The sequence below is a fragment of the uncultured Nocardioides sp. genome (genome assembly GCF_902805925.1).
Lineage (GTDB): Bacteria > Actinomycetota > Actinomycetes > Propionibacteriales > Nocardioidaceae > Nocardioides.
The window spans coordinates 1-7,561 of sequence record NZ_CADCUP010000106.1 but is presented as its reverse complement, the minus strand read 5'-3'; the positions used below and the strand labels follow the sequence as shown (position 1 = coordinate 7,561).

Below are 7,561 nucleotides of genomic sequence, written 5' to 3'. Positions count from 1 at the left end.
GGGGCGGCATCGGCGCCCTGGCCGTGGCCACGGGCCCGTCCCTCGGTGCCGCCATCGTGTCGGCCGGTGGCTGGCGGTGGGCCTTCTTCGTGAACATCCCGGTCGGGATCGCCATCCTGGTCGTCGGCAAGCGCGTCCTGCGCGAGTCGGAGGTCGACCCCCGGGCCGCCACGCCGGACTACCTGGGCGTCGCCATGCTGTCCGTCGCCCTCGCCGCCCTCGTGTTCGCCGTCTCCGAGGGCACGACGTGGGGCTGGTCGGACGAGCGCATCGTCGGCGCCTTCGCCGTCGCCGCCGGCCTCGGGGCGGCGTTCGTGCAGCGCTCGCGGTCGCACCCCGAGCCGGCGATCGACCTCGCGCTGTTCCGGGACCGGTCGTTCGTCACCGCCAACGCCGCCACCCTCGTCTACGCCGCCGGCTTCTTCGCCATGCTCCTCGGCAACATCCTGTTCCTGACCGGCGTGTGGGAGTACTCGATCATGCGCGCCGGCCTCGCCGTCACGCCCGGCCCCCTCGTGGTCGCCCTCGTGGCAGGGCAGGCAGGGAAGCTCGCCGGCCGGATCGGGTACCGGCCCATCCTGCTGGCCGGCGCGGCGTGCTTCGCAGGTGGGCTCCTCTGGTACGTCACCCAGGTCGGGGCCGAGCCCGCGTACGTGCGCGAGTGGCTGCCGGGGACGTTGATCGTCGGGCTCGGCGTCGCCCTCACCTTCCCGGTGCTCAGCGCCGCGGCCGTGTCGTCGCTGCCCCCCCACCGGTTCGCGGTGGGGAGCGCGGTGAACCAGACGGCCCGCCAGATCGGTGGCGCCCTCGGCATCGCCGTGCTCGTCATGCTCCTGGGCGAGCCCGAGGGGACGGCGGACGCCCTCGACCGCTTCAACCGGCTCTGGCTGTTCGGGGCCGGCGCCGCGATCGTCTCGGGCGTCATCGGCGCCGGGATCCCGAAGCCGGTGCCGCAGGTGGCGGTGGCGCCGGCCGCAGCCCCGACGGCAGGTCCGGTGGCGGTGGTCGACGAGGCGCCCCTGCCCGTCGCCGTCGAGGGGACCTGAGCGCTCGACCGTGCACGTCGCGGCGCCGCAGCGCCGGTACGGTCGCCGACTGATGCCCCCCCGGATCCCCGATCGTGCCGCGACGGTGGCCGCCCGACCGTCGAGCACGAGGCCCTCGGTCGCACGTCGTGCCCTGTCGACCCTCGTCGCCGTGGTGGCGCTCGGCGCGTGCAGCGTCGGCCCCGACACGGCCGACGGTGCCGAGCGTGCGGCGGGTGGCGGCACCGCCGGCACGGCCGACGGTGCCGGCGCGCCGTCGACGGGCCAGGGCGGGGACCGGCCGGACGGGGACGAGCCGGTCGGGGACGAGCCCGTCGAGGACGCGCCCTCACGCCAGCCGGTGTCGTTCGTCTTCGGCGGTGACGTCCACTTCGAGGGCCGGGTCGGGACCTCGCTCGACCGGTCGGCGACCGGCCCCCTCGCCGGCATGGCCGGCACCTACGGTCCGGACGAGATCGTCGTCGTCAACCTCGAGACGGCGATCACGGAGAGCACCGGGGCGGCGGGCAAGACGTACACGTTCAAGGCGCCGCCGGCCCGCCTGGCCGAGCTCGTGGCCGACGGGGTGGACGTCGTCAGCCTCGCCAACAACCACGGCATGGACTTCGGGGCCCGGGGCCTCGCAGACACCCTCGCCGCGGCCGACGCGGTGGGGATGCCGCTCGTCGGTGCCGGGGCCGACGCCGACGAGGCCTTCGCGCCGTGGACCACCACGGTCGGCGACCACCGGGTCGCGGTGCTCGGCGCCACGCAGGTGCTCGACAACGCCTTCGAGTCGGCGTGGACGGCCGACGCCGACAGCCCCGGCCTGGCCTCGGCCAAGCAGCCGCAGCGCCTCGTCGAGGCCGTCGCCCGAGCCGCGGCCGAAGCCGACACGGTGGCCGTCATGGTGCACTGGGGGGTCGAGAAGCAGACGTGCCCGACCGCCGACCAGCAGGAGCTCGCCCGCGCCCTCGTCGACGCCGGTGCCGACATCGTCGTGGGCGGCCACGCGCACCGGTTGCAGGGCGCCGGGCGGATGGGCACGGCCGTGGTCGGCTACGGGTTGGGGAACCTCGTCTTCGACACGCCCGACGGGAGCGATGGGGCGAGGACAGGGATGCTCCGGGTCCGGGCCGACGGCTCCGGGCACCTGGACTACCAGTGGCTCCCGGCCGCCATCGTGGGCGGCCTCCCCCGGCAGGTCGAGGGCGCGGCAGGGGCGGCGGCCGTGGCCGACTGGACGGCGCTGCGGGACTGCACCGGCCTCACCGACTGAGGTCACGCCGGCGGGGCGCGGCGGATCGGGCCGACCCGTCCCCGGCTACCTTGCGCCGATGGCCTTCGCCACCGACATCACGCTCACCGGGCCGTTCCGCTCCCCGGCGCAGATGCTGCAGCACCAGGAGGTCGACGGCCACGCCAGCGTGCACGACGCCGGGGAGGCGTCGGCGCTCGGCCTGGCGGGCGCACCGATCGAGGGGCCGACCCACTTCAGCCAGGTCGACCCCCTCGCCGCGTGCGTGTGGGGTGACGCGTGGTTCGCGTCGGGGTGCATCAGCAGCCACTTCCGGACGATGGTGGTCGAGGGCGAGCAGGTGCAGGCGTCGCTGACCACGTCGGGCGGGCGATCCGCCGTCGTCGAGGCCCACAAGGCCGACGGCACCCCGGTCCTGAGCGGCACCGCGTCGATCGGCCCCGAGCACCCGGAGACGGAGCTCGAGGCCCGCCTGGCCGCGCAGCGCGATCCCGGTGAGCTCTTCGTCGTCGACCGGCTCGAGGTCGGCATGCGCCGGGACGACGGTGAGGTGACCATGACCGCCGACGAACCGAACGGTCGCAGCTACCCCTTCTCCCTGGCCGAGAAGCTGACCAGGATCACCGAGCCGCACCCCTGGTACACGCCCGAGGGGGGCGCCTCGTCGCCCTGGGGGCAGGCCGTCGTCCCGATCGAGATGATCAGCGTGCTCGCCAACCGATCGGGCGCGGGCTGGCCAGTGCGCTCCCCGGCGATGGGCCTGTTCCTCGACCTCGAGATCCGCCTGCTCGACGCAGCGCTCGAGCTCGGTGACGAGCCGTCGCGTGATGCCGTTCCCGCGCTCCGGCCGGTCGAGAGTGATGCGGGCGACCCCACCCGTCACCTGGTAGGTCAGCGTCTCTGGGTCGTTCACGCGCGCGTGGCGGCGCCGGCGCGGTCGAGGGCGTCCAGCCGGGCGACGATCTCCGTGGCGTGCCGCACGAACGCGCGCGCGTCGAACACCGCGTCGAGGTCGAGGTCGGGGGCCGCTCCGGCGAGCAGCTCGCGGAAGGCTGTGCCCGTGTCCCACGCGAGCTGGGCGTTCTCCTGGACGATCCGGTAAGCCTCGTCGCGCGGGCGCCCGGCCTCGACGAGCGCGAGCAGCGCGCGCTGGGAGTAGAGCGCACCGTGCGTGGCCTCGAGATTCGAGCGCATGCGCTCCGGGTGGACGACCATTCCGTTGACCACGCGCGTGGCCAGCGTCTGAACGTAGTCCAGGGTGATCGTCGCGTCGGGCAGGACGACGCGCTCCACCGAGGAGTGCGAGATGTCGCGCTCGTGCCACAGCGCCACGTCCTCGATCCCGGCCTGCGCGTAGCCGCGCAGCAGACGCGCGAGACCGGTGACGCGCTCGGTCACGATCGGGTTGCGCTTGTGGGGCATTGCCGAGGAGCCCTTCTGGCCCTGGCGGAAGGGCTCCTCGACCTCGCGCACCTCGGTGCGCTGGAGGTGGCGGACCTCGGTGGCGAAACGCTCGAGTCCGGCACCGGCCACGGCGATCGCGCTGAGCAGCTCGGCATGGCGATCCCGAGCGACGACCTGGGTGGATACGTCCTCGCGCTCGAGGCCGAGCCGGTCGAGCACCGCGGCCTCGATCTCCGGACCGTTGGCCGAGTAGTTCCCGACCGCGCCGGACAGGGCACCGACCGCCACCCCGGTGAACGCGCGCTCGAGGCGTACGAGGTTACGGTCGGCCTCGAAGGCAAAGCCGGCCAGCTTGACGCCGAAGGTCGTGGGCTCGGCCTGGACGCCGTGCGTACGGCCGACGCAGAGCGTGTCCACGTGCTCACGCGCACGCTCGGCCAACGCGTCGCGGTGGGCGCGCGCCCCCGCGAGGCATACTTCGCCGGCGGCGCGCAGCTGGAGGGCGAGCGCGGTGTCGAGCACGTCGGAGGAGGTCAAACCGTGGTGGACCCATCGCCCGGCCTCGCCGACCGACGCCGCGACGACGTCGACGAAGGCGGCGACGTCATGGTCGGTCACGCGTTCGCGGTCGAGCACCGCCTCGACCGAGAAGGCGGCTCGCGCGCGGATGGCCTCGGCCTCCTCGCGAGGGATCTCTCCCGCGTCGGCGAGGGCGTCGATGACCGCGAGCTCGACCTCGAGCCAGGTGGCGAAGCGGCGTTCCTGCGACCAGACCGCGCCGATCTCCGGGCGCGTGTAGCGCTCGATCACGCGGCCATGATGCGCACGGCGAGCACCGCGGCGTTGCGAGCGCCGTTGACCGCGACGCAGGCCACCGGCACGCCGGGCGGCATCTGGGCGATGGCCAGCAGGGCGTCGAGCCCGCCGGCCACCGAGCTCGAGCTCGTCAGCGGGACGCCGATCACGGGGAGGTCCGTGTGAGCGGCGACCACCCCCGGCAGCGCGGCCGCCAGCCCCGCCCCGGCGATGATCACCCGGAGCCCGCGCATGCGGGCATTGCGGGCGTACTCGGCGACGACGTCGGGATCGCGGTGCGCGCTCATCACGCGCGTCTCGTGGCGGATGCCGTGCTGGTCGAGCTCGCGCCCTGCAGCCTCCATGGCGGGCATGTCGGTCTTCGCGCCCATGATGATCCCGACCCGGGGTGCATCGACCTCGAGCTCGTCGAACTGCCCCTCGACCCGGGTCTCGGTCGCTACGTCCGGAGCGGCCGGAGCGCCGCGGGGATCGCTCACGCCCCCACCCTCTCCGCCGCCTCGGCGGCGATGTCGCCCCGGAGCTGGCGGCCGTCGAAGTCGATCCGTTCGGCGGCCGCGTAGGCGTGCTCGCGAGCCTCGGCCAGCGTCGCGCCGGTGGCGGTCACGTTGAGCACGCGCCCGCCCGCGGTGACGAAGCCGCCGCGCCCGTCGGTGGCCGTGCCGGCGTGGAGGATCTCGACTCCCGGCTCCGATGCGGCCTCTTCGAGCCCCGAGATACGGTCGCCGAGCGACGCGGACGCCGGATAGGTCCCCGAGGCCAGAACGAGGGTGACCGCGGGCTCGGGCGACCACTCGAGCTCCACCCCCTCGAGCCCACCGGGCCGGACCGCGCGCTCGAGCAGGTCGAGCAGGTCGGAGCCGAGGCGGGGAAGGACGCACTGGGTCTCGGGATCGCCGAAGCGGGCGTTGAACTCGAGCGTGATCGGGCCGGCATCGGTAAGCATGAGCCCGGCGTATAGCACGCCGTGGTAGGGGGTACCGCGCCGACGCAGCTCGTCGACCACCGGCTGATGGATCAGCTCCACGAGCTCCTGCGCCCACTCGGCGCCGACGTCGGCAACCGGCGAGTAGCTGCCCATGCCGCCCGTGTTGGGTCCGCTATCGCCGTCGCCGATCCGCTTGAAGTCGCGCGCGGGCGCCATGGCCACCGCGCGCGCGCCGTCGCACAGCGCGAGCAGTGAGAGCTCCTCCCCCTCGAGGAACTGCTCGAGCACGACGGCCGTCTCACCGAAGCGGCGCTCGAGGAAGAAGCCCTCGAGCGCGACGCGGGCCTCGTCCTCGTTCTCGCAGATCACCACGCCCTTGCCGGCGGCGAGAACGTCGGCCTTGAGGACCAGTGGGTAGGTCGCATCGACCAGCTCGACCAGCGCGGTCTCGAGGTCGCGGAGGACGACATGACCCGCCGTCGGTACGCCGGCTGCCTCCATGACCTCCTTGGCGTAGGCCTTCGACCCCTCGATCCGCGCCGCCGCCGCGGTCGGCCCAAAGGCGCGCACGCCACCGTCGGCGAGCTGGTCTACGAGACCGCCGACGAGCGGCGCCTCGGGGCCGACGACCACCAGGTCGCACGCCTCCTCGCGCGCGGCGACCACCAGGCCCTCCACGTCGTCCACGCCCACGTCGACGCAGCGGACGCCGTCAGCCGCGATCCCGGCGTTCCCAGGCGCGCACACGACCTCGGGCGACCACTCGCTCCGCCGCAGGGCGCGGACGAGCGCATGCTCACGGCCGCCGCCGCCGACCACCAGGATCCGCCCCACCGGTCCCGCCTAGAGCGCCGACACGAAGTCGTCGATCGGGATGGCCGACATCGACTCGTAGCGCGCGGTACCGCGCGAGCCGAGCTCCAGCGAGATTCGCGACATCGTCACGTCGTCCGGGGCCTCGATCACGTTGACGAAGTCGAACTGGCCGAGGGTCGCCCACTGAGCCTTCACCTCGGCGCCGAGTTGTTCGATCTCCCGGTTGACCTCCTTGATCCGCTGCGGGTTGTTCTTGATCGTCTGCACTCCGTCGGGTGTTAGCCGGCTGAGCATTATGTAGGTCGGCACGGGCGGTCCTTTCGCGCAGGGGGGAAGCCGTCGAGCCATTGTTGCGCGCTCGGCGCCGAGGCGGGTCGCGGTCGCGGGGCTGCCGCAGCGCGCGCCCGAACGCCTGGGCGCCGGGGTCGTCACCACCGGCTCAATCATCTCGCCGCCCCTGCCGATGGGGAGGGGGATGAACGTCGCCGATCTCACCCTCGTCCGCGGGATGGACGACACGCGCGCCGCGCTCGCTCGCTGGAGCAGGCGGCCCGGGCCGATCCTCGGAGCGTGGGTCGCGCGGTCGTTCGCCGTCGCCGTCGGCCTGCTCATCGCCATCTGGGTGATCGCGAGCCTCTCGACCCCGGATCCGACACCGCTCCTCCTGCCGGGCATCACGGCCCCGCCGACGTCGGCGGATCTCGGCCCGATCCTCTTTCGTAATTCGCTCGTGCTCGCCCTGCACGCCTTTGCCTGCATCGCCGGCTTCCTGGCCGGCGCCTCGATGCCGCTCGAGGCCGCACGCCGCAGCGGGATCTCGAAGGCGGTCCACGACTGGGCCGGCACGCTCGCGATCTGGTTCGTCGTGCTGGCCACCGGCTTCTCGCTCTTCACCCAGGCGTTCGCGCTCGGGGCCGGCACATCGAGCGTCGCCGCCCAGCTCGGCACGAGCCCCGGGGTCCTCCTCGTCGGGCTGCTTCCCCACGCGATACCCGAGCTCACCGCTCTGTTCCTCCCGCTCGCCGCGTGGCTGGTCGCGAGCCGCCGCGGCCAGTGGAACGAGCTGCTCGCGGCGACCTTCGTGACGGTGCTCATCGCGGCGCCGGTGGTCGTGGCCGCCGCGTTCGTCGAGACCTACTTCAGCCCGCGCCTGATCCAGGTCCTGATCGGCGCCTGAGCGACTGCGCTCCGGCCGCGCCAGCTAGGGCGAGGTGAGCGAAGCGGCGCCCGCCAGCGCCGCGTCGTGCTCCGTGGCCTCGGGGGCGGCGGGCCCCGTTTCGGCCGAACGCCGCAGCCATGCCCCCAGCACCACGC

Annotated in this window: 7 protein-coding genes; 3 read left to right on the top strand and 4 right to left on the bottom strand. The window is 73.8% G+C overall.

What is annotated here, in order from left to right:
• On the top strand, window positions 1–1,046 hold a 1,046-nt coding region (locus tag QZX64_RS07370; RefSeq protein WP_295658020.1), incomplete at its 5' end, for an MFS transporter.
• A gap of 52 nt (window positions 1,047–1,098) precedes the next feature.
• Complete coding sequence (locus tag QZX64_RS07365; RefSeq protein ID WP_295658019.1) at window positions 1,099–2,304, top strand: CapA family protein; 1,206 nt, start codon at window positions 1,099–1,101, stop codon at window positions 2,302–2,304.
• An 888-nt stretch (window positions 2,305–3,192) separates the two neighbouring features.
• Here QZX64_RS07365 and purB read toward each other — a convergent pair.
• Genes purB through QZX64_RS07345 form a run of 4 tightly spaced genes read right to left on the bottom strand, consistent with a single transcriptional unit; the run spans window position 3,193 to window position 6,556 of the window.
• On the bottom strand, window positions 3,193–4,497 hold the full coding sequence (gene purB / locus QZX64_RS07360) for an adenylosuccinate lyase (protein ID WP_295658018.1): 1,305 nt from the start codon (window positions 4,495–4,497) through the stop codon (window positions 3,193–3,195).
• Window positions 4,494–4,982, bottom strand: a complete 489-nt coding sequence (gene purE / locus QZX64_RS07355) for a 5-(carboxyamino)imidazole ribonucleotide mutase (protein WP_295658017.1) — start codon at window positions 4,980–4,982, stop codon at window positions 4,494–4,496. The genes purB and purE overlap by 4 nt, the downstream gene beginning before the upstream one ends.
• Complete coding sequence (purD, locus tag QZX64_RS07350; protein ID WP_295658016.1) at window positions 4,979–6,265, bottom strand: phosphoribosylamine--glycine ligase; 1,287 nt, start codon at window positions 6,263–6,265, stop codon at window positions 4,979–4,981. Before purD ends, purE begins: the two co-directional genes overlap by 4 nt.
• A 9-nt stretch (window positions 6,266–6,274) precedes the next feature.
• Complete coding sequence (locus QZX64_RS07345; RefSeq protein ID WP_295658015.1) at window positions 6,275–6,556, bottom strand: GYD domain-containing protein; 282 nt, start codon at window positions 6,554–6,556, stop codon at window positions 6,275–6,277.
• A 166-nt stretch (window positions 6,557–6,722) separates the two neighbouring features.
• Here QZX64_RS07345 and QZX64_RS07340 point away from each other — a divergent pair, with 166 nt between their 5' ends.
• Window positions 6,723–7,424, top strand: a complete 702-nt coding sequence (locus QZX64_RS07340; RefSeq protein WP_295658014.1) for a stage II sporulation protein M — start codon at window positions 6,723–6,725, stop codon at window positions 7,422–7,424.
• The last annotated feature ends 137 nt before the right edge of the window (window positions 7,425–7,561 follow it).

What these genes read in the sequence shown, in the direction of transcription:
- QZX64_RS07340 (WP_295658014.1), top strand. Translation starts at nt 6,723, where the DNA reads ATGAACGTCGCCGATCTCACCCTCGTCCGCGGGATGGACGACACGCGC.
- QZX64_RS07365 (WP_295658019.1), top strand. Translation starts at nt 1,099, where the DNA reads ATGCCCCCCCGGATCCCCGATCGTGCCGCGACGGTGGCCGCCCGACCG.